Source organism: Natrinema sp. SYSU A 869 (genome assembly GCF_019879105.1).
Lineage (GTDB): Archaea > Halobacteriota > Halobacteria > Halobacteriales > Natrialbaceae > Natrinema.
In genome coordinates, this window is record NZ_CP082248.1 from 581,441 (window position 1) to 603,784 (window position 22,344).

Genomic DNA, 22,344 nt, shown 5'->3' on the forward strand with positions numbered 1-22,344 from the left:
TCCGGTTCCTGTAGCATGCGGTTCATGTACTCACACCTCCTCTGCTCTGGGCTTTCGATCGTCAGCGATCCAGACGATGTCGTCCACGAGGAACTCCTGACCAATGATCATAATCGCAGTGCTCGCCGTAATCAGCGTCGTCAGATTCTCGTCGCTGATCGTCTCCTCCGCAACGCGTTCGGCCGCATCACCCAGCAGGTAGACGCCGGCGAGCATCGACTTGACATCCCAGACTGCCCGATCAATCATCTCCCCCGTGATCAGCACCTCATTCTGCCAGATCCACCAGTCCAGCCCATCGATCCATAGCAGCGCCCCCTCCATCGCACGCTTGTGCAATGGTGAGACGTACTCGTGGACGACACCTTCCTCGTAGCCGTCCTCCGATTCGACTGGCGGATAATCGTTCGTGGTCTCCCACCATGACAACTGGTCGCTCGTGTTCACGATATTCGTCACGAGGGCCAGTTGTTCGCCGTCAGAGAACCCGAGCTTGGACAGCGTCTCGGCCAGCGACTCCATTCTCAGTAGCTGTCTCGTAGTCTGCTTGATGTGTTCGGGTGTGAACGCCGGGAGGTTGTCCTCGGCGCTCGCGAAGAAACCGGCTTTTGAAAGATGCTCCTCGATCCGCCAGGCCGCCGGCGTCAACTCCATATACGGTGCCTCGCCGTACTCGGGAACGCCAATCTCCCGAAGGTCCGGGACCCGCTCCATCTCATCGGCAAGGTCCGACAGTTCCGCGCCAATCAGCGTCGCATCGAGAGGTTCGGACAGTTCGTCTTTGACCGTCTGACCTATCTCGGCTAACTCGTCTGTTTGTTCGCCGATCACTTCCGACTGTAGATCGGTTAAGATAGGGCGTTCCGGAACGTCGGTAGTGGGAAGCCCCAACGTTTCCCTGAATCGTTGGTGGTCGATATCGCTTACTGTTCCATGGCTATACTGCTGTTGTGGGTTGTTACCGTATGCCATCTTCCTCCCCCAGCATCTAGCTGACACGTCTTACACAATAGTAGTTTCCACATCCAATTTGTATGTACTATATTTAATACTGGAACATGTGAATATATTTCAATTTATAACGTGAGTACTATAGAACGATCCGCACAGCGTTCCTTTCACATCATCTGGACCGAACTATCCGTTCACTACATCTGCGTATTGAATGAAAGAGAAATCGGTGATCACCACTATATGTATGTATCTATATAGGACTAGCCATTACGGATCTATAAAACATATCTTTTTATTCATCTAAATGATTATCGACTTCAAGAATCTCGTATAGTCTCTTTCCGACAAAGCCGTCGTCGAAAGGCTCGAAGCGGCTGCAGGTGACGGACTCGACGATGTGCCGTTTGATCTGGCACTCCCCGACCCTAACCATTGGCGACGCATCGATCGCTGACTGGTGCGGATGACTGACGATGTCGACGAGGCCTGTCAGGCACAGATCAAGCTCCTCCGTGACCACCCGCTTGTTCCCGACGAGGTCAGCATACACGAATACGTGTATGAAGTCGAAAGCGACGCACTGCGGCGCCCTGGCGAACACGTGGCCTCCGTCGCCCCAGCGGCAACGGAGCGGCGGACATGTGGCCACACGAGACGGTTGTGTGATCGGACGTTGAATTACCCACGTCGCTCAGAACGGCTCACAGCGGATTGTACCGGATCATATCGGATCATGCTAGATAATGTAAAATCATGTCGGATTAAATCGGATCACATCGAATCGGCCCTCGACCCAGACCGTCAAGACAGTCGCGACCTGTTACCAGAACTCAGTTCCCTCGAATCCCCACGCTATGGGGGCTCTACCGACGTTAACCAACAACGGGGGCGCTCGACGGCGAGTATTGATTACGATATTCGTTAAAACATTCACTTGTTGTGCTGGCCTGACTGTTTGTCTTATCAAACAAGCTGATTTCCCGCCGGTTTCGGGACATCAGAACGATCAGAGCCGATCATTCACAGAAGTCAAGATATAGATCTGCTACTAATTTATATGATAGAAACTATTCATGAGGATTTTCTGCCAGTTGTAATGGTCTATATGAAGAACTAGAGGCTATTGTCCAGTTGCTTATACTCAAGTATATACTTCTTCTGTTTCGAGCTGCCATGGACGGCAACCAACCAGATAAAGCAACTCTCGACCGGCGATCATACCTCTCTAGCAGCGTCGCTACAGTGGGTATACTCTCATTCGGAGTTGGAAATGTAAGCGCTGGCGAGGTAGAGACGAAGACGGACCAGGAAGGATCGAAACTGGATGCCACGCAGACAAATCCCGCTCGAGGACACTGTCTAGATAAGAGAAACCGCAATACAGGGAGGTGATGAAGTGACGATACCGACTGTAAAACTACCATATTGGATCTGACATAGGCGGACTCTGTTCTATGAGCAGCGATAAGTCGGCTGCTTCAGCAAACTTCCCATAACCAGTGACAATCACGGATCCCACCGTTACGCTGTAACAGGCTCTGAAACGCTCCTGTACGTCGCAATCGAGTAACTAGACAGTGCCCGCTCGAGAGATCGCTATTCAGCCAGGCACATCTGTCCTGTTTGAAATAGACTCAGATGTAGTGGGAGAGTCTAGTGGCGGAACACAGTGGTTTGTCGATGGAGAGCTTAACGGGCGCTCACTGGGGCCCTGGTATAGCGCGTACTACAGCCATCAAGGAGCAGAATGTTGGTACCAGACCTTCGAGTCGGAGGGAACCTATGAGGTGGCTGCAGTTGTTGACGGTGACAACAAGGACTCTCGAGCAACTTGGATGGTCCATGTGTCCCCAGATGGAGCCGCAGCACCGTCCATCGAAAAGGCCCAGCCGGCCGATAAGTCGCTTGAAATCGGTCGCGATGAAGAGACCGATCTCGAGCTAACTGTGACCGATCCCAATGGAGACCTCGACCGCGTTGTCTGGTGGCTTGGGCATGCGGACGATATCCTCGATGTGACCGACGTGTGTGGAAGTGAAGACACCGCATCACTATCACTTGAGAGAGTGTGTGATAGGTGCCCTATCATAGTCTGGGTAATCGGTGAAGACAGATCGATCACCCAAGAAAGATTGTGGATGATCAATGAGGCCACTGAGTAAGGCGAGCAGATCTGACGCGCTCGCTTAAGCACCGTCGGGTTCTGCTGGCGTTGTTCTCTACTACTCTGGGTAGCCAGATCAAGATCGAGCGCCGCCGCTACGTAGTGTTGAAGTGCGGTCGGGATGAGAACACCCGACCGTGGTGGTGGGATTGCGTAGGTCCTTCCGACCGGCGCGAACGCGATGGGAGCTCCAACGCCAGTCGGACGTGGGAGCCCCGCAAGACTCTTTCCAACTTGTCACCCCCATAATCGACGAACATCGCTACAATCAGCGCTCTCTGACCGAAACCGTGAACTCGGCTGTTAAGCGCTTGCTCGGCTTCGCCGTGCAAGCGCGGTCTTGGTTCCATGAGTTCCGAGAAATTGCACTGAGGTGTGTCGTCTATAACATCAAACGAGCCGTAAAACAGTAAATTCCACCGCCTTATGGCGATTCAACACAGCCGTTTCGATCGAACGCTGCTCGAGCGCGTTCGCGAAGTCACCCGTCGTCGGCAGTCTCGTTCGCGTCGTCTCCAGTCCGATCGTCGTCAGCGCCGTCTTCGCCGGCCGTATCGGACGTTTCGCCGACGGTCTCCGGGAAGTAACCGGCCGTTCCGATGTCGACTCTCGCGAGGCTCGGGTCGGCGGCCGCCTCGTCCTCGAGGAAGGTCCCGTAGGCGAAGTTCGCGATGTACAGCGACGTCGCGGTTTCCTTGGTAGTGCCGAAGTGGACGTCCGCGGGGAAATCGAGGGGGTCGCCGCTGGTGAACGTCTCGATCTTCTGATCGTCCGTCACGCGGATGACCTCGTTCGCAGCGTTCACCGCGACGTACAGGGACCCGTCCTCGTCGATCGTCATTCCATCCGCGCCGACCAGGCCCTCGTCCTGGACGACCTGTTCTACCTGTCCGGCGCTCCCGTCGTCCGCGACCGGGACTCGCATGACCGATCCCGCGTTGAGATTGCCGACGTAGACGTCGCCGTCCGGATGGGCGGCCAGCCCGTCAGCGCCGACCGGCGTCTGGGCGTCCATATCCGGCTCGAGCGACGAATCCGAAACCCACGGCGTGGCCTCGCCGTCGGTCGTCACGCGCCAGATCGCGCCGCCGAGGTGATCGGAGACGAGCAGCGCGTCCGACGTCGTGGGATCGGGGACGATCCCGTTCGGCATCGGTTCGTCGGGCGACAGCGACGCGATCCGCTCGGACTCGCCATCCTCCGGATCGACGCGCCAGATACCGTGCGTCTCCTGCTGGCCCGACCCGTTCGCGGCGTAGAGCGCACCGTCGAGGACGGTAATGCCGAGTAGTAGTCCCTGATCGCCGGTCTCGAGCGTTGCGACCGACGACTGATTCCCTTCGGAATCGACGGCACGGATCTCGCCGGACGGCCCCATACTCAGGTAGACGGTACCCTGCTCGTCGACCGCGAGATTCTCCGGGAGGGCGGGCGGCTCGAATTCGGCCACCGCCTCGAGGTCGCCCGCCGCGTCGTCTTGCAGTCCGAATGCGCCAGTGGGGAGACCCGCGAGCGCGCCCGCCGTGGCAATGCTCCCCAGAACGGACCGTCGGGATGCACGCGCTCGAGAGGCGGTTCCGGTCGTCGTCTCAGCTGCGTTGTCAATAGTCATTGCTACGACGGCGGGACCGACCAGCCGATATCGTGTAAATTACTTAATCGTTTCCCGACAAATCGGCCGGTTATTGCGAGTTTCACGGGTGACAATTCGTGTTGGTCCGTGTCCACAACTCATTATGCCGACCCACGCTGCAGCGGTGCAGTGTGCACGGGTACCGACGGTGTCTCAGGTCGACGGGCGACGGCACTCGTCTGCCGAACCGACAGCTACCGGTATCCGTCTGCCGAACCGACAGTTGCCGGCACCGCCTATCGAACCGACATCCCGTCGCCTCCCGTCGGCTCCGTAAACTCGAGTTCGATCTCGAGTTCCCGCTCTCGTTGTTCGGCAAACTCGATCTCGACTTCGACGGGATCGCTGTAGTCGAAGGGGATCTCCTACTCCGACACGGAGATCGTAAACGACGATCCGGCCTCGAGCTGATCGGCGAGGTCATGAAGGAACGCCGCCGTATCCTCGTGGGAGAGGTACACCTCCTGTTCGAAGAAGCCGCTCGTGATCGTCCGTCAGTCGCTGGTTCTGTTGTTGGGGAAGTTGACTCGGTCGCTCATAGTCCGACGGAACCGACCGGAACTCGCCGTCGGGAACGTCGTTGGGAGCACAGCCTTCTACACGACGGCGAACGTCGGGCTCATCGCGTTGCTCCATCCGATCGGGACAGGCGAGAACGTCCTGACGGTTCACTGGCTGTTTCTCGTGAGTTGCATGCTCGTCGTGACCGTCATGCTCACGCGGGGCCGCGCCACTCGGACCGGCGGTATCGTCCTGATCGGACTCTACGCCGTCTACTGGGACGTAAACTACATGTAGCCGACGAATGCGGTCTCGTCTCGAGTCGGTTCGCCGATGGAACTCGGTCTCGCTGGCTCGAGGAGGCAGACTCGAGGAGGACGGATCGAGAATCCGTGCGGAAAAATAGTCTTAGGACGTACTAACTGAAGATTGTCCGCTCGGCTATCGAACAAGTCGATCTTGAGCGGGGAACGATCGAGTCAGTTTATTGCGATATGTGGATACCACGCTATCCAGTACGCGGGCGGATTCGCGTTAGGAAACGTACCGTGATCCGACACGGCGTACTGGAATACTATGACACGGAACGACGACGCCGAAAAGACGATTTCAAGGCGGACTGTTCTCCAGTCATCCGCAGTACTCACGACCGCAGGCCTCGTATCCACGGTTGTGGCGCAGGAAGACGGCATCGCCAATGAGCTCGAATTCGGCGGTCGGATAAGCGGCTGGGTCGGGCAGTCACCCGATGCCATCGCAGATGAACAGAATCCGACTCTCCAGCTGGTCCAGGGTGAAGAGTACACACTCACCTGGGAGAACCTCGACGGCGCACCCCACAACTTCAACATCGAGACCGAAGAGGGCGACGAACAGTTCCTGTCGACGGAGATTATCTCGTCGACGGGCGAGACGCAGACAGTCGAATTCACCGCCGAAGAAGGCATGGCTGAGTACTACTGTGGTCCCCACCCGAACTCCATGCGCGGTGACATTGAATTCGTCAGCGGCGACGGCGGCAATGGCGGTGACGGAACCGATGCGGCCGGACAACTCATCGGCGACGGACCGACCGTCGGCCTCGAGACGGTCGCCGAGGGACTGACCGCGCCGCTCGGCCTCGAAACGGCCGACGAAGAGACCGATCGCCGGTTCATCGTCGACCAGACGGGCTATATTTACGTCCACAACCAGGACGGGCTGCAGGAGGAGCCGTTCCTCGACGTCTCCGATCAGCTCGTCGAGTTCATGGAGTTCGACGAACGCGGACTGCTCGGCCTCGCGTTCCACCCCGAGTTCTCGGAGAACGGTCGGTTCTTCGTCCGCTACAGTGCACCGGCGCAGGATGACACGCCGGAGGAGTACGATCACACGTTCGTCCTCTCAGAGTTCCAGACGGCGGACGACGACAACTCGACGGCCGATCCCGACTCCGAACGGACGATCCTCGAGATACCGGAACCGCAGTTCAATCACAACTCAGGCAATATCCTCTTCGGCCCCGACGGCTACCTCTACGTGGGAACCGGCGACGGCGGCGGCGGAAACGACGTCGGCACGGGTCACGTCGACGACTGGTACGACGAGAACGATGGCGGCAACGGTCAGGACACCGCGGAGAACCTCCTCGGAGCGATCCTGCGACTCGACGTAGACTCGGAGTCGGAGGATCAGCCGTACGGGATCCCCGACGACAATCCCCTGGTCGATATGGACGGCCAACTCGCCGAACACTACGCCTGGGGCTTTCGAAACCCGTGGGGAATGTCCTTCACCGACGACGGCCAGCTCCTCGCCGCCGATGTCGGTCAGGAGCTCTTCGAGAGCGTCAACTACGTCCAGCCCGGCGGCAATTACAGCTGGAACGTCAAGGAGGGCACCCACTGTTTCAGCACGGATTCACCGACGGAACCGCCCGAAGAGTGTCCGGATAGTACCCCGGACGACGTCAGAGGCGGCGAACCTTTGCTCGATCCGGTAATCGAGTATCCACACGAAGTCGGGATCCTCGAGTCCGACAATGAAGGTGGTAACGGCGGCGGTGGCGATGGTGGTGATGGCGGCAATATGACCGAGACTGACGCCAACGCCACCGGCAATATGACCGAGACTGACGGTGACGGTGCCGATAACACGACCGAAGACGGCGGAACCGGCGGCGAGGGCGTCAGTGACGGCCAGATAGGCGTCTCAATCACCGGCGGTCACCTCTATGAGGGTGGCGAGATCAGCGATCTCAAAGGAACGTACATCTTCGGCGACTGGAGCGTAGACGGCCAGGAGAGTCCCGGCACCGTCTTCCTCGCCCGGCCGCCAGACGGCTGGCAGGACGCCGGCGGTGGCGACAACTTAGAGGACATGTCCCTTGATCCGCCGACGGGCGACGGAGACGGTGGCAACGAAACGGCTGCTGGAAATGAAACGACTGCCGGCAACGAGACGGCTGCCGGCAACGAAACGACCGCTGGAAATGAAACGACCGTCGGCAACGAGACCGAGGGCGGCAATGGAGCCGAAGGGGGAACGAACAGGAACTCGGCCAGGACGGACTGTGGCCCATCGAACAGATCCAGCTCGAGGGCGAGGCCGCAGAAAACGGCCGTCCGACCGGATTCGTCTACGCCTTCGGCGAAGATTCCGACGGCGAGATATACGTTCTCACTACCAGTACGTCAACGGTCGAGGGCGATGGGGCGGTTCACCGGCTCGTGCCGGCCGAGAACGGTGACGGTGGCGAAATGGAAGACGAGACGGAGACCGGCGACGAAGCAGGTGTCGGTAACGAAACGACTGGCGGAAACGAGACGGCCGGCGGGAACGAAACAGCTGCCGGAAACGAAACGAGCGAGGAGTGAGCGTCGAAACTCCTGTTCTCGACGTACGGAAACGGTCTGGCGACTACCGGTCGTCGCGTCGACTCAAAAAATTTCTAACGGCGGTTCGACGGTGCTATTCCTCGAGCGAGAAGACGGCGATCGTGTTGCCCTCTTCGTCGACGTGATTTCCGCCCCCGCCTGGCATTGCGACGTATTGTTCCCTTTGTTCGGCTCTGGTGAATCGCCGTACTGCGTCGGGTTTGAGTGTCTTGCTGTTTTGCGAGAGCGTCCAACCGCTTCATCAACGCCGAATTCGTCGAGGTTGTCGTCAAAATCTTTCCAGAGTGACGCCTGGAGCGACGTGGTTTCTCACTGAAGGTCGCCGTCGTCTAGTGATTCACCAGAGCCGTTCAATTCAATCGTTCTCACGACTTAGCTCGACGCTGTCGGCGGATTCAATAGAACCGTCCCAACAGTTCGGTGAGGGTGATCGTGTCGCCGGTGAATTGCTCTCGTTCCGGCCAGGAACGCCGTAATCAATGCGAACGTGTGGTGTGCTCGGCGATTCTGGCGCAGTGACGCCGTTCCAATCAACAAGGTCCACGTTCGCCATCTGGCCGGAGAACCGAAACCGCTTCACGCCAGTCTCGATCGTGCCCTCTGCTGCATGCTCCGAGACAATCGTTGCTTCCTGGCACTGTCTAGATACGAAAAACCGCAAGACTCGAAGACGGTGGCGTTGCGATGTCGACTGTAAAACCACATGGAGAATCTGATATAACGGGACTCTATTCTACAAACGGCAGAAATTCGGCTACCTCAACACATATCTCACGAGGTGAAACAATCACTGGGATCAGCACTGAAGCCATAACAGCCGCTACAATGCCGTTCTATGCCAGAATTGCGTAACTAGACAGTGCCTGCTTCCTCGAGTGGATCGTCGTCTATCATCTCGATGGTGCCGTTGACGCTAATTTCGTAGTTCGATGGAACTCCCTTGCCAATGATTGTGATGAAACTTATCAGATTATTCTCAACTTCCATGCGTTGGCACTGTCTAGTTACTCGATTCCGACGTATAGAAGTGTTTCAGAGCCTGCCGCAGCATTCTCGGTGAGATCTGATATTGTCACTGCTTATGAGAAATTTGCTGAAGCAGCCGAATTATCGCTGCTCGTGGAACAGAGTCCACCTCTGTCAGATCCAATATGGTAGTTTCACAGCCGATACCGTCACTTCATCACCTCCCTTTATTGCGGTTCTCTTATCTAGACAGTGCCGAGTACGTGACCGTGTCAAGCGGCCGAATGTGATCCCTTTCATACCTCGGCGTATTGGCTTTCCCATTCCCGTCGCTCCTGGATTGCTTCCTCCCCTGCGCCACTGATGGCGTAGTAGTTCGTTCGTCTGTCGGTTCGCCCTTCTCGACGAGCTCTTTGTTGACGAGCGTATCGAGATTAGGATATAGCCGGCCGTGATTGAGCTCGCTCTCATAATACTGTTCGATTTCCTCTTTAACGTCTTGGCCGGACGGTTGGTCGGCGCCGGTGATCACGTACAAGAGGTCTCGTTGGAAGCCGGTGAGGTCGTCCATTCCATGTGAGTATTCAACGAATATGTATTTAATTTCTTTTCATGGTTGGTTCTATGTTTGTATGATATGAAAATAAAATGTGGAAGATTTTAATCTGTCGTTATCTAAACGGCTTGACCAACCTCTTCTCTGGGTCCCTTCGCGGAGAGAATCAGACCTATTCCCACGGAATACCCCAGTAGAGTCCACTACAGTTTCTCCACTTTCGAAGAAATCTGAAACATACTCTGCTTCCCAATCGTGTCGGACTTCCATTTCCCGTTTTCCCGCCGCGTCACCGAGTACACGTTTGTCCTGCTCTGTTGAACAGGGGTACGGCGTCGGGGTGGGTGTGTTATGGCCACAAATCAGAGGTTGAAGAGTAAAATCTCAGAAACCAATCTTCATTCTTGCTGCCAGGTCAGAAAAGTACGCTACCGATGCCCACTAAACGAATCGTCTCTGCTGTAGTTTTCTCTTCCTCTCTTGGTTTATAAAAGATATCTAACAGGACAGAAAGAAGTACGACCAGACTCTACCGTCGAGGCTCTAGCGCGAAGACGCCCACCGGTTCTACGAACAACGGGATGGCATGGAGCGGGCGAGTTACGTGTACACGAAACGGTTGCACTATAGTAGGAGTTAGAAATAACTGCTCATTTTAGGAATAGAGAGTTGATCAAGAGCGGTATCGATCGCTGTTGTTAGCTCAGAAAGTGAGTCGAAGAATCGGTTGCTAAGAGCTGATTGCAGCTGTCTCCAGTACTCTTCGACTGGATTAAGTTCCGGTGAATACGCTGGTAACGTGACGAAGGCGAGGTCGTCACGGGCCGCCAGGTCCGTGACGGCCGACGCCTGGAAATACGGCGCTCCATCCAACACGACGATCAAGTTATCTTCGAACTCTTTGCATAATGCGAGAATGAAATGTTTCGCATGTTCGGCGGTCACGTACTCTTCGAACCGAGAGAAAAAGCGATCACCGTCCTCGGTGATCGCGCCCAAGAGACATGTCCAGTCGCGTTGCCCGGACAATTCGACGGCCGGCCGCGTGCCGCGCGGAAACCACGCGGCACGCGGCTCAACTTGCACGGATTTCTTGGTTTGATCGATACAGACTACTGTGGCGTCCATCTCCCGCCGCTTTTTTGAGTTCTTCGTGGAACGTCTCTTGTTCGTCAGCCTCAGCTTCAGCGGCTGTACGGCGTGGTTTTTGATAGCTCAATCTCGCTTCTTTGAGCAACCGCCGGCAACTCGGGATTGAGTAATCAACATCGTAGGTCTCGTCGAGATACTGCTGGACGAGCGCCGGCGTCCACGCCGGCGCGTTAACCCCAACTTCTTCGGGTGAGTCGTGGACAGCTTCTTCGAATTCTTGTTGCTCTTTTTCTGAGAGCTTTCGCTTTCTCCCAGATCGATGATCGTCAGTTACAGCCTGCTCAAGCGACTCGTCGGTGTCGAGTCGCTTGAGCCAGCTATAGATCGTGCGTCGCTGAACGTCGTACCACTCGGCTAGTTCAGTCTGTGTAACGCTGTTTTTGTACGCTATTGCCGCTAAGAGCCGTTGTGTCGGCTTCTTTCCCTCCACGTTGAGAGCATCTTGCAATTACTCGACAGAGATTTCGTCGAGATGATCCACTACCTTCAGAAATCATCTCTGAGTAGAAAGTTTTAACGGTTACTATAGCTGAGTTCAGCGAAAATTGAGGACGAGGCTGAACGGCGGGACCTAAGTAAATCCGAGGTAATTCGTGAGTGGTTCGCCGACCGCGACGAATTACAGCGTGAGTACGAGCAATTACAAAGTGAACGCGATGAATTACAAGCCGAGTGCGACCGCTTGCGAAACGAATACGAGGAACAGATCGAGGAATTAGAGCGCGAGATCGAGCGCACCCACCGCGAGAAGCGCCTCATCTTGGAGCAGTGCGAGGAGCACACCGAGTTGGTCAACACCGTCAAAGAGGAGCAGAGCCTCGCGAAACAGAAGGCCAACGCCGGCGTGCTCACACGGGCGAAGTGGTGGCTCGTCGGCATGGGCGGTGAGGAGTAGACAGAAATATGCAGTCGAATAGAGCTTATAGAACCGAAATCTGGGGGTAAGAGCCCCGTACCGCATGTTAGCGGGCGAATCGGATGTTTCCTAATCTACTTTTGATTAATCTACAAGTCACAAGTACAAACTATAGGGTCGCCGTTGTCCCCGAAGCGCAACCGCTACCCCCAGGAAAGTCGACTGTACTCAGCTCTCGAGATGTTCCACGGGTGATTTCCTCTTGATCACTGAACGCTCCCGCTCTCTCTGTTCTAATCGATAGACTCGACCGCCATCGTTGGTGATCGTGCTACTCGTTCAAATTAAACCGCAGAAGTACAGCGAAGAGCGTTAGCTCAAGAAGCGTCTCATATGTACGCTACCCACTGGAGAACAGAAGCGAATTTCAGTAGAAACTGCTACAGAAATATAATTCTGATTATATTTTTTGCCCTGGAGGACCTCAGCTCTTCCGAGGACGATGATCCCGAACAAAGATCCGAACACGTATCGACCCGTCAAAGGACCCGGTCCACCAAACAGACCTTCTTCGTCGAGAGGCCTCGTTGGCGAACTCATCGTCGCTGCGGTGTTCGCCTTTGGTATGATCGGGTTGCTGTGGATCTGGGAGTTCGCCTCCGGGATCGGCGTCAATCCCGTCTTGGCGATACTCGCGCTCGTCGTCTCCAGCCTACTGATTCGGGCGATGTGGAGCCGTGTCCGCGAAGTCCCGTCCCATCTCCGCGTAGCCATTGTCGGCCACGGCGACGAAAGCTCCGATCTCGACGAGCCTCCCGTCCGGTCCCGTCAGCGGTGAGCGGAACCTCGTGTTTCCGACCACGTCTGTCGATACATCGCTTTGAGCAACGACAACCATTGTTGGTACTGTCTAGCCAAAGAGCGAACAGTTCTTAGAGACGGATGCTATGGCCGCCCAAGAACAGTTCACCGTCTCTCTGGAACCGAATCCGCTTGAGTGTTGGGACAACGAGAGCACCGCGAGCGCCCTCAGAGCGCTCGCGGTGCGGCTTCACTCGACGGGAATTTCACTTCGTGAGACGGCCGCTGCGCTGGAGCAGTCCGGCGTGACCCGGTCACATCAGGCGGTATGGCAGTGGGTCCACCGCACTGCGGAGACCGCCCCAGACCCGCCGACGGCGAAGCCGTCGCGGGTCGCAGTCGACGAAACGGCGGTTGAAATCGGTACCGAGCAGCACTGGCTATATGCCGCGATCGACGTCGAGACGAAGCTGCTGCTCGGTACAGTCGTCTCAGAACGGCGAGGAACGGACCCAGCCGCCGAGTTTCTCGGAGACGACGTTTCTCGTGGACGATGGGCTATTTGACCGCGCTCGCGCGGTGCGATCTACGCGGTCACCTCGACTATGTCGACCGGAACGTGATCGAAAATTGGTTCCAAATGCTTGCGATGCGGATCGACCGATTTCATCAGACGTGGATGGGCGGCAGAGCCAGCGCACAGCGCTGGCTCGCCGCCTACGTCTACTACTATAATTTCCAGCGACCAAACCAAGCGCTCAACAACCGCACGCCTGTTGAGGAGGTGCAGAATCGTTGACTAGACAGTGCCAATATAGCAGTTATACAATTTGGTCGCTCATCTACGATTTCGTATATTCGGAGACGAAGATAAGAGTAAATATTATATACCTAAATACATGTATTATAGATTTATTTTTATTCAATCTGTTTTAAATATTGGAAGGCATAGACCAACTGTTGGGAGACTTGGTGAATTAGCAGAAAATAATTCGATTTGTATATCTGGTGATAAGCACTTCAGTTACATACATATGGTTGTAATTCAGCATGAACTTGGATCCCATTCCTATCCCAGATATTGGGATAGGAAGAGGTGGCGTTCACGATGCCAAAATAGTTCTGATGATTAACAGACTTGGAAGTAAGGGGAACGGAAGTCAAGAAGGATTATTTATATAATTTATTATTTGTAATTTCGCTAAAATCGGATCGGCATCTGATACTGGACCCGTACTCTTAAGTCACTGCTAGCAGAATGATCAGTCGATGCAAACGGTTCTGGTGCCGATAAGCGAAAGCGAAGAGCAAGCGAGGCGTATCGAACGAACCGTTCACGAACATCCGTTCGATCGCGATGAGATCAAACTCGTCATTTTGAACGTATTCGAGGAGTTTGAGGTCGAGCCCGCCGAATGGATATCAATCGAGTCTGCTGACTTCTACGACGACACGTTCCCAACGGTAGCTGCAGAGGTGGCGGCAGGTCTCAAGGACGCCGGATTCGAGGTCAACGTTCGCCGCGAACATGGAGATCCAGCCGGAACCATCGTCGACGTCGCTCGGGAACTCGATGCCACGGCGATCGTCATGGCAGGCCGAAAGCGAAGTCCTGTCGGTAAGGTGCTCTTTGGCAGCGTCACACAGGCTGTTCTCCTCGATGCACGGGTTCCCGTTGTCGTCGGTACAGGTCCCGAGTGAGCCAAGTGACGCATCTCGAGCCGTCAACCTGGGAAAGTCCATGGCGACTACCGAAGGGGCGACACCGAAGAGAACAGAGTTATCTTAGATACTAGTATAGTGTAAAAGTAATTTATGCATTGGGATCGTTACACTATCTTGTATTTCATTCTATATATAACCCTTCTGTTAAGGAACCTCTCTGTTCTCCTCATAAAGCAGGAGAAAGAAACTGGCGAAACGGCGGTTAGCGGCAACAACGTACAAAAACGGCGTCACGTAGACTGAGTTACCTGAGTGGTACGACGTTCAGCGACGAACGATTGATTATTGTTTTTCGTATAGGTGATAATACGGGATAGGGACTCTATTTTATGTGTTATCGTCCTTGTAGTGACAGAGAATCCCACGGAGCAGAAAAACGCAGATATGCTTCCTGAGAATGTGCTGACTTGTAGAAGCAGAAGGGACCGCCTTCATTACTCGTTCTATGTTAATAATGGAAATTGATTTTGGTGGTTATATGACCTAATAGGGCATATGATTTCGTATATTCGGAGACGAAGAGGAGAGTGGACATTTACCCCACATCTTTATATCCACCTTCCACTCCTAGTGAATATACATAGTATCTTGCAGATGTACCGACCATATGTGGATTTTCCCATAAGCAAGTGTAATTTACATACCATGATGGTTTCGATGATCGATATTTTATTACAGTCCTATGCCTGTAATCCGGTGTGGGTTCGAACCTTGCTACGATCCCGAATATCGGGATGGGAACGAGACAGTACGAAAAAGATAGTGCTGGAGCACAAGGGCGACCTGTGCGACACCCACGTCGTTCAAGTCAACCCGCGTGACACGACCAAAGAGTGTGCAAAGTGTGGTGGGAGACAGACAAACCGTTATGGGTACGGGAACACAGTTGCCCGTCGTGTGGGTTTGAGGCGGGCAGGGATGCGAATGCATCGTACAATGTTCTTTCTCACGGTCTTCAACAGCTAGGTAAGGAACACGCCGAAGTCACGCCCGTGGAGACTGCGACTGCTACGGACGCCGATGACGTGTCGGCAAGTCGTGTCGTTGAAACGGGAAGCCTCGGGGCTTGACTCCGAGCGGTTCACGAGAATACAAGCCGGGCTCAGTGAGCGTAAGTCCATACGAGCACGATCAGAGAATCTCTCCATCCTATTTTAAGAAGTCTGTTCAAAGGTACATGAGGTACCATACCTTTTAACTTGAAATCAATTCAGTATTTTCTACTTCAGGTCATTTCATATCATTCTATGCTATCTACTAACAAACGAGTTGTTTGCCTTGCAGCACTGCTTATTCGTCAGCAGATACCAGCCGAGGACCAATCTTGGTCCCATTTTCGTTCTCACGGAGTATACTTCCAGTATCGAGTTTAACGCGATCACCAACAGTAAGATTACTCTCGAGTTGCCCAACAAAGTTCACTCCGTCTTCAAATTGAACAAGTCCAAGCAAATTTGGAGTCGAGACGCCGTCAGGCGAAACATGGACTGTCGTGATGGCGAGAATTTCTCCGGTTCCCGGGTCACGTTCGATCCAAGAGCTGTTCCCACATTCTAGACAACGTTGTTTCTCATAGAAGGTACGATTCCCACAATCAGTACACTCGTGAAGCGTAGTCATAAGGCATCACCTTGAAGAATCGTGCAAACAGTATTATTTCCGAATCCAGCCACGTTGATCGCCAGCCCAATATCTGCGCTATCGACTGCACGGTTATTCGGTGCATCACCGCGTAATTGCCAAACGAGTTCGACAATTTGAGAAACGCCAGTCGCACCCAGTGGATGGCCCCGTGCCTTGAGTCCACCGCCAGGATTAATCGGAAGATTTCCGTTACGGGCAGTTGTTCCGTCGGTAGTGAGTCGCCATGCCTCGCCACGCTCTGCGAGGCCAAGTTCTTCAGTCTCTAACCATTCTAGGATACTAAAGGCATCGTGGATGCATGCAACATCCAAATCGCCAGGGGTCACTTTGGCCGCTGTATAAGCAGACTTGCCTGCTTGCCGAACGCTCTCGATCATGAGCGGATCCGACCGATCCGCGACGGCGTGAGTCCCAACCGCACTCTCACAGGCTGCAACCTGTACGCCATCTCCCCCAGAAGTAATGACTGCTGCAGCGGCGCCATCACTCGTGGGACAGCAATCAAACAGACGAAGTGGAGCTGCCACGATGGGAGATTCAAGGACATCTTCGACTGTCACTTCGTTTTCAAATTGTGCATAGGGATTCTGAGCGGCATTCGCGTGATTTTTCACTGCGATTTGTGCGAGGTCTTCCCGATCGGCCTCGTATTCACGAAGGTACCGATCAGTTGCTAGCCCAGCGAACGAGGGAAGAGTTATTCCCTGTGCGTACTCTGCATCGTGAGTGATGCGGCTAATGATTTCTGTAGAAGTAGCTGTATCAGCATCCGACATTTTCTCCCCACCGACAACGAGTGCCGCGTCGGAGCGTCCTGCTCGAATTGCATCCACTGCATCAAGGAACGCACTCGCACCGCTTGCACTCGTATTTTCAATTCGTTTAGTGTCGGCATTGGTGATCCCTATCTGTGCGGCGAGGGCGTTACCAAACCCTGAGCGGCTATTAAACGCTTCGGCAGCTGCATTACCGACATGGAGCGAGTCGATATTCTCTGATGGAGTGGATGCGTCCTTCAGAGCCCGATCTGCAGCGACTGTGAGCAGTTCAAGGAGAGACCGTTCATCGTTCTTGGTGAACGCGGTCATACCAACACCAGCGACGCTGGGATACACTTGTGGCTGTTCTCCTACCCGTGTCTGATTTGTCATCGTATACCATGGCGTATTTCCTACAGGGATTTAAGATTTTACCTTAGCAACTATTCTATTGGTTCTCGTACTACCCGTCTGCTTCTTGAAGGAGTTTCCTCCCTCTGTACTTCTGAGGAAACTCGTTCACCCACCCCATTGTTACTCAAAGTAATCGAAATGTAGAGTTAGGCACAAAAAATCTTATTGCTATCACCCAAGATGGGTTACTGTATGGTAGATAGAGACACAACTCCAGAGAAATACTAGATGGTATCACTGTGATTGACCTGACGACTTTCGTCACTGGCGGGTTTGCCACAACGATGCTCGCAAATCAGGGGGCAGACATTATCAAAGTTGAGCGGCCAGATGTTGGAGACAATAGTCGGTATTCTGGTCCCCCGTTTGTTGATACTAGCGAGTATGAAGGCGCAGGTCAATCGGCTGCAGAAGAAGGTGAATCACCCTATTTCTGGACAGTCAACTACGACAAGAAAAGTATTGAACTCAACCTTAAGTCCGCAGAGGGACTTGCAGTACTGTACGATCTCATCGAAGAGGCAGACATTATTATCGAAAACTTCCGTCCTGGAGCTGCCGAGCGGCTCGGTATCAGCTACGATGATGTTCGTAATGTTAACGACACGATCATCTATTGTTCCATTTCAGCATTCGGTGACTCAGGACCGTGGAGCCAACGGCCGGGTTACGATTTACTTATCCAAGGCATGAGTGGGATGATGAGCGTCACTGGTCCCGAAGATGGTGATCCTGTCAAGGTTGGTCTTCCGCAGACCGATCTTATCACGGCAATGTGGGCCGCATTCGGAATCGTCGGCGCCTTATACCGCCGTGAACTCACCGGCGAGGGCGATCGCGTCGAACTTGGAATGCTCGACGCTTCCCTCCCTTGGCTTACCAAACAAGCTGGCAAGGCATTCGTCAGCGAGGAACCGGAACAGATGGGTACAAAGGACCCTGTTCTCGCGCCATATCAGAGTTATCCGACTGCAGACGGCTATCTGAATGTTGCTTGTGGTAATCAGAAACTCTGGGAAGAACTGTGTGACGCAATCGACCGCCCGGAACTGATTGCCGATCCGCGATTCAAGACAAATTCTACTCGCGTTGAGCACATGGATGAGTTAGAAGAGGAACTCGCGCCAACGTTCAGTGAACACACAACCGACGAATGGGTCGAGATGCTGGCTGAAGGGAGGACCTCCCAGTGGGGCCAGTCTACGATGTTGATGAGGCATTAGAAAACAAGCAGGTGCAATCACGCGAGATGATTACAGAGATAGAACATTCTTCAGCAGGCGATATTCCGGTAATAGAACATCCACTAAACTTCACAAACGCAGATACAGGGTTCGAGGATGCACCGCCGCTGCTCGGGGAAGATACAGAAGCAGTGGTACACGACCTCGGTTATACTGACGAGCAAATTGACGAACTGCGTGAAGCCGACGCAATACCGGATCGGTGACCGCCATCGGAGCCGTGACCATCTCCGATAGCGGTGCATAACGTCGTTGAACTAGGCGAACGCTGTCTTCCAGTACCGCCATCTTTCCTCCGGCATTTATTTTCCAGCTCTTCTCCATATTCGAATCAGCTCTACTGATGGGGGAGGCAAAGGCAAGTAGGAAATTGGGGTATCTTATGGCTTGTAACACGTCCTCAGAGGATTCTCTCAAGCGCCACTGGGCCTGGGTTTTATACTAAGTAGGGATCTCGCTTGCTCTCTTATTCCTCATCCTAATATACGGGACGTAGTTAGCCTCTTTAGCTAACTGCGATTACGACCATATGTTTGTAATCGAACGTCTGAACAAATATAAAATGATTGACTTACGAAGACAATGAGTAAACTCATAGCAAGTAGAGGACATGAGATGTTCATCAGAACCGGCACCTGTCGTTTCATATGGTAAAGATAGTGAAGGAGGATCCTGATCAACAGCCGTCATACGTTAGTCCGAAAAAGGAATTATTTATATAACAGGGTATAGTATCCATCTCTATGGAAGATCAAACAAAAACACGAGCGAAGACAACACAAAGTTCACTAGAAGTCGTTGAAGCGCTACGTGAACTTGGCGGTTCGACTTTAGAGGAGCTATCCGAACATACGGGATTTTCCACGAGTACTGTTCACAGGCATTTGGCGACGCTTCGAGATTACAACTACGTCACTCAGGAAGATGATCTCTATCGAGTTGGCCTCCAGTTCCTTACGATGGGAGGGTATGCACAGCGTGAGATAGATGCATATCCAGCCATCAAAGAAAAGGTAGACCAGCTTGCTATTGATATGGATGAACGTGCGCAGTTTATTGTCGAAGAAAACGGTCAACGGGTATATCTTTACACCGAGGTTGGGCAGAGCGCGGTCCAGACCGGTGCGCGTATCGGAAAGCGTGGCGAACTCTACACCAGCGCTGCCGGGAAGGCAATTCTAGCGAACTTACCGGAAGAGCGTACCCACGAAATAATCGATATGCGCGGCCTTTCCGGAGATGCTAGCAATGCCATCACTTCCAAGGAGGCGCTATTTGAGACCCTAGAAGAAATCAGAGAGCGGGGATATGCGTTCAACAGGCAGGAGACGACAGACGGAGTCCACGCGATTGGTGCCGCCGTAACAGACGCTAACGATGAGGTTCTTGGCGCACTCAGCGTTGCGGGTCCGGCTCACCGGCTGAAGGGTGATACCTTGACTGAGGTGTTACCGGAGCAGATCTTGGGCACCGTCAATGAATTAGAACTCCATATCCAACACTCAGCTCACTCCTGATCCTCAGTAGTTTTCAGGAATACATCCGGTGATTCGTCCGTAGAGCAGGAGATACATGCCACTAATCGAAGATGACCGAATTACACTGATCAGCTATGTTGATTCCGAACATAAAAATAGGATTGTTTGTCGCCGTGACCATCATATTTTCCGATTGCCCTTGTTCTGTTATTATCGAGTGTCATAGCCACTCTACCCGTTCTGAACGCATCCGTCCCATCAGTTAGATACTGGGATCAATGATTATCTTTCCGAGTACACCGGAGGACATGAGTCGTTCGTGAGCTGCCGGCAGTTCGTTGAGACCGAATACACGGTCGATCTTTACCGTGAACCGACCATCAGCAAGCCGCGAGGCCACTTGGCGTAGGATCTGCGCTTGATCGTCCGTTGAAGCCGCTAGCGACATAAACCGCAGGTCAGCGTCGGCCTGCTTCGCCGTCATTGCAGGGCCAGAAGGAATCTTAATAGACGACTCTTCACCGATAATTACCACACGTCCACCTCGTGTAAGGCATTCGAGGTCGGCCTCAAGGTGTGAATCAGCGTGTGGCTCGAGCACTACATCAAGCTGCTGTCCGTCAGCGGCCTCCTTGAGACTACTTGCCGTATCGTCAGTACGATAGTCGATGACAGCATCTGCTCCGAGTGAGCGGGCCAATGAGGCCGGCTCACCCTCTCGAGCTGTTCCGATCACGTAGCTACCTGCTTGGGCTGCGACTTGAACGGCAGCATGACCGACACCGCCAGATGCACCCTGAACTAGACAGACGTCTCCGAGCGAGAGTTCGCCGCGGTTAATTAGTGCTCGCCAGGCGGTGGCAAACGCCATTGCGGCTGCTGCTCCATCGCGGAAAGAGACCTCTTCAGGAAGGTGAGCAAGCATATCCGCTGATGAGACTGTATACTCTGCATATGTTCCGGGCGAGAAAATTCCCAGACCAGTAGCAAATACCCGATCACCTGGTTCGAAGGTAGTGACATCCTCACCAACGTCTTCGACGACACCCGCCATGTCGGAGCCACCGACATGAGGGAGACCGGTCATCGGTGAAATATTCCCTTCACGAAGGTACGTATCGATAGGGTTGACGCTAGCTACCTCTATACGGACGAGCACCTGATCCGCAGTCGGAAGTGGTTTGTCGATATCCTCTTCGAAGGCCAATACGCTCTCGTCGCCGTGTTCATGATACCGAACAGCTTGCATACGATACGATAACATCCCTACTATCTCTAAAAGGGGTGAGGTCACGGCCCTTTTTGCCGAGAATGTCATTCATCACTGTCTTGAATGGGTTATTTGATTTACTAGGTGTCCGTCGTCAACTTCGGATACTTCTTTCAGCAGATAGAGTTCTGGTGATGATCACACTACCAAATACAGTAATACTCAATAGTGACATACCATGTGTTACCTATTACCAAAAGACTTAATATAGGATGCGTCAATGCTACTGGTAGTTCAGCGTAGAAGCCGCTGAACGGGGTTTAAATATGGTTAAGAGCACCAAGTTCAATCGGCGGTCATTCATCACGGGGACATCGTCAGCTGCAATTATCGGTCTTACTGGCTGTCTTAACAGCACGGTAGGTGGTAATGGTGGTTCAAGTGGCTGGACGTTAGGTACGTCTTCCGAAGGGTCATCCTCGTTCCGTATCGGCTCTACGTGGACTGAATACGCTAAACAGAACGATCTCCTTGACATCGAAATCGATGCAGTGGTCACGGAAGGAACAAGTGCCTCCTACCGTCGACTAGATCGAGGTGATTTCGAGATGAGCGGTACTACGACCCAGCTACTTGATACCTCACCTGATCAGGGGACCTTTGAGGAGGATTCCCTCCAAAATTTCGGCTCAATCCGACAGGTGCGTGGGTATATGGGTTTCTACAACTTCGGCCTCTATAATGCAGACAAGGTCAGCGGCTGGGACGACCTTGAGGGGCGCTCCGTCGCAATCTCCTCAGCGGGTTCCGGAACGCGGCCACCTGTTGAGTGGCTAGTGGATCAGGAGATCGGGCTTGATAACATCGACAACCGATATATGGCGTTCGCAGATATTCCAAGTGCTTTGCGCTCAGAGCAGGTCGATGCTGCATTCACGTGGACAGTTAACAAGTCTATCCCACAGGGTTGGTTCCAGGAAATCGACGCAACAGTCAATTGGCAACCCCTTCCATTCTCTGATTCGACCATCAGTGCGCTCAACAACGAACTTAGTTACTCCACATACGTCGAGCTTGGATCGGACACCGTCTCCCAATTTAGCGAGAACTACCAAGAAGCGATCGATTCGTTCACGCTGACGTACCTATATGTACTCAACAAGGACCGTGATCCCGACACCGTCTACGATATCGCGAAAATGACGCACGAACACGGCGAAGACCTAGTGGAGGAAGACGACGTGATGAGCTTTTTCCCCGACCCTGACTCGTTCCTCGGAACGATTCACCCAGACGTGCCTGTCCATAAGGGTGCGTACGATTACTACAAGGAGGCTGGCCTCTGGGAAGAGTATGACCTAACTGCCCCGCCTGAAGCCTGATACAGGAAGCCCCATTTCATTCAATACTAT

12 protein-coding genes and 8 pseudogenes are annotated in these 22,344 nt (G+C 53.6%); 12 read left to right on the forward strand and 8 right to left on the reverse strand.

What is annotated here, in order from left to right; all coding sequences use genetic code 11:
- Nucleotides 1–30: 30 nt before the first annotated feature.
- Complete coding sequence (locus tag K6I40_RS06735) at nt 31–891, reverse strand: hypothetical protein (protein ID WP_345779379.1); 861 nt, start codon at nt 889–891, stop codon at nt 31–33.
- Between the two features lie 355 nt (nt 892–1,246).
- Nucleotides 1,247–1,555, reverse strand: coding sequence for a hypothetical protein (locus K6I40_RS06740; protein WP_222913878.1), 309 nt, complete (start codon nt 1,553–1,555; stop codon nt 1,247–1,249).
- A 1,042-nt stretch (nt 1,556–2,597) separates the two neighbouring features.
- Between K6I40_RS06740 and K6I40_RS06745 the strand changes: the two genes are divergently transcribed.
- Both K6I40_RS06745 and K6I40_RS06750 read left to right on the forward strand, forming a co-directional pair.
- Nucleotides 2,598–3,116: a hypothetical protein gene (locus tag K6I40_RS06745; protein ID WP_222913880.1), complete on the forward strand. Its 519-nt coding sequence runs from the start codon at nt 2,598–2,600 to the stop codon at nt 3,114–3,116.
- 250 nt (nt 3,117–3,366) lie between these two features.
- Nucleotides 3,367–3,531 (forward strand): annotated as a pseudogene (locus K6I40_RS06750) (IS5/IS1182 family transposase); the annotation flags it as partial.
- Nucleotides 3,532–3,599: 68 nt separating this feature from the next.
- Here K6I40_RS06750 and K6I40_RS06755 read toward each other — a convergent pair.
- Both K6I40_RS06755 and K6I40_RS28180 read right to left on the reverse strand, forming a co-directional pair.
- Complete coding sequence (locus K6I40_RS06755; RefSeq protein ID WP_222913882.1) at nt 3,600–4,730, reverse strand: SMP-30/gluconolactonase/LRE family protein; 1,131 nt, start codon at nt 4,728–4,730, stop codon at nt 3,600–3,602.
- Between the two features lie 257 nt (nt 4,731–4,987).
- Nucleotides 4,988–5,239, reverse strand: a pseudogene (locus tag K6I40_RS28180) (amphi-Trp domain-containing protein).
- Between the two features lie 52 nt (nt 5,240–5,291).
- Here K6I40_RS28180 and K6I40_RS06760 point away from each other — a divergent pair.
- Nucleotides 5,292–5,549 (forward strand): annotated as a pseudogene (locus K6I40_RS06760) (sodium:calcium antiporter); the annotation flags it as partial.
- Nucleotides 5,550–5,828: 279 nt separating this feature from the next.
- A pseudogene (locus tag K6I40_RS06765) lies at nt 5,829–8,107 on the forward strand (PQQ-dependent sugar dehydrogenase).
- 1,283 nt (nt 8,108–9,390) lie between these two features.
- Here the strand turns inward: K6I40_RS06765 and K6I40_RS06770 are convergent.
- Both K6I40_RS06770 and K6I40_RS06775 read right to left on the reverse strand, forming a co-directional pair.
- Nucleotides 9,391–9,665 (reverse strand): annotated as a pseudogene (locus K6I40_RS06770) (PadR family transcriptional regulator).
- 621 nt (nt 9,666–10,286) lie between these two features.
- Nucleotides 10,287–11,250 (reverse strand): IS630 family transposase gene (locus K6I40_RS06775; RefSeq protein ID WP_255681494.1). Its coding sequence is split into 2 segments (ribosomal slippage): nt 10,287–10,794 and nt 10,793–11,250, totalling 966 coding nucleotides; the frame shifts between segments, so codons are not numbered across the junction.
- 234 nt (nt 11,251–11,484) lie between these two features.
- Here K6I40_RS06775 and K6I40_RS28185 point away from each other — a divergent pair.
- The 5 genes and pseudogenes from K6I40_RS28185 to K6I40_RS06800 form a co-directional block, all read left to right on the forward strand.
- A complete protein-coding gene (locus tag K6I40_RS28185) occupies nt 11,485–11,697 on the forward strand; it encodes a hypothetical protein (RefSeq protein WP_255681495.1) in 213 nt (70 codons plus the stop codon).
- Between the two features lie 463 nt (nt 11,698–12,160).
- On the forward strand, nt 12,161–12,496 hold the full coding sequence (locus tag K6I40_RS06785; RefSeq protein WP_222913889.1) for a hypothetical protein: 336 nt from the start codon (nt 12,161–12,163) through the stop codon (nt 12,494–12,496).
- Nucleotides 12,497–12,605: 109 nt separating this feature from the next.
- Nucleotides 12,606–13,258, forward strand: a pseudogene (locus K6I40_RS06790) (IS6 family transposase).
- A gap of 470 nt (nt 13,259–13,728) precedes the next feature.
- Nucleotides 13,729–14,160, forward strand: a complete 432-nt coding sequence (locus K6I40_RS06795; RefSeq protein ID WP_222913891.1) for a universal stress protein — start codon at nt 13,729–13,731, stop codon at nt 14,158–14,160.
- A 786-nt stretch (nt 14,161–14,946) separates the two neighbouring features.
- Nucleotides 14,947–15,254: pseudogene (locus tag K6I40_RS06800) on the forward strand (zinc ribbon domain-containing protein); the annotation flags it as partial.
- A gap of 546 nt (nt 15,255–15,800) precedes the next feature.
- Here K6I40_RS06800 and K6I40_RS06810 read toward each other — a convergent pair.
- Nucleotides 15,801–16,979 (reverse strand): thiolase family protein, encoded by a 1,179-nt coding sequence (locus K6I40_RS06810; protein ID WP_255681496.1) that lies wholly within the window; start codon nt 16,977–16,979, stop codon nt 15,801–15,803.
- A gap of 305 nt (nt 16,980–17,284) precedes the next feature.
- Here K6I40_RS06810 and K6I40_RS06815 point away from each other — a divergent pair.
- Both K6I40_RS06815 and K6I40_RS06820 read left to right on the forward strand, forming a co-directional pair.
- Nucleotides 17,285–18,450, forward strand: a pseudogene (locus K6I40_RS06815) (CoA transferase).
- Between the two features lie 537 nt (nt 18,451–18,987).
- Nucleotides 18,988–19,761, forward strand: a complete 774-nt coding sequence (locus K6I40_RS06820) for an IclR family transcriptional regulator (protein ID WP_222913895.1) — start codon at nt 18,988–18,990, stop codon at nt 19,759–19,761.
- Nucleotides 19,762–19,984: 223 nt separating this feature from the next.
- Here K6I40_RS06820 and K6I40_RS06825 read toward each other — a convergent pair whose 3' ends face one another.
- A complete protein-coding gene (locus K6I40_RS06825; protein WP_222913896.1) occupies nt 19,985–20,971 on the reverse strand; it encodes an NADPH:quinone reductase in 987 nt (328 codons plus the stop codon).
- A gap of 287 nt (nt 20,972–21,258) precedes the next feature.
- Between K6I40_RS06825 and K6I40_RS06830 the strand changes: the two genes are divergently transcribed.
- On the forward strand, nt 21,259–22,314 hold the full coding sequence (locus tag K6I40_RS06830; protein ID WP_222913898.1) for a TAXI family TRAP transporter solute-binding subunit: 1,056 nt from the start codon (nt 21,259–21,261) through the stop codon (nt 22,312–22,314).
- The last annotated feature ends 30 nt before the right edge of the window (nt 22,315–22,344 follow it).